The sequence below is a fragment of the Amycolatopsis sp. w19 genome (assembly GCF_051373225.1).
In the GTDB taxonomy this organism is placed as follows: Bacteria; Actinomycetota; Actinomycetes; order Mycobacteriales; family Pseudonocardiaceae; genus Amycolatopsis; species Amycolatopsis japonica.
Genome location: NZ_JBPQFM010000080.1, coordinates 1 through 603, shown reverse-complemented (window position 1 = coordinate 603; position 603 = coordinate 1). Strand labels below are relative to the sequence as shown.

Below are 603 nucleotides of genomic sequence, written 5' to 3'. Positions count from 1 at the left end.
GGAATCATTGATATTTCCTACCTGATTACCCTCAAATCTATAAATAGCATAATAGGCTACCTCTTCAGGATCGTTTTCTCTAATTTTAAATTGCGTTTCTCCTAATTTTTTCTTAATCTGAAGAACCTTAGGTTTTTTAGGAGCTTCGTTATCAATCCACGGCATAGGGGGAACTAATGCAGGTTGCTTATAAATATCTTCTGTTAAACGATCTGCAATGCCAAGAGGGTTACTTCTCAAATCTTTAGCACTAAAATGCATACTTCCTTTAAAATTATTATATGCACGGTTTAGTTTTAGCTGATTGGGTAGCTCTTCTGGATTAAACCAGTTCTGTACTCCATTTGAATTTGTGTTAATCTTATAATCAGCTTGACCGATATAAAGCTGTACATTTTTTCCTTCTACTTCCTTTGTCCACCAGTCAAGAAGCTTTGCGTAGTCAGCTACGGGTAAACCAATATTCCAGTATAACTGAGGAGCGATATAATCAACATATCCATTATTAATCCACGTTCTTGTATCAGCATATAAATCATCATAATTTGTTTGTCCTGCAGTAGTTTCAGATCCAGTAGGATCAACGGCTTTATTGCGCCAAAC

General features: G+C 35.8%; 1 protein-coding gene. It reads right to left on the bottom strand.

Features of this window, described 5'->3' with window-relative positions; genetic code table 11:
• Nucleotides 1–603: glycoside hydrolase family 10 protein (locus tag ACSMFO_RS40210; RefSeq protein WP_436462548.1), on the bottom strand; the 603-nt coding region annotated here is incomplete at both ends.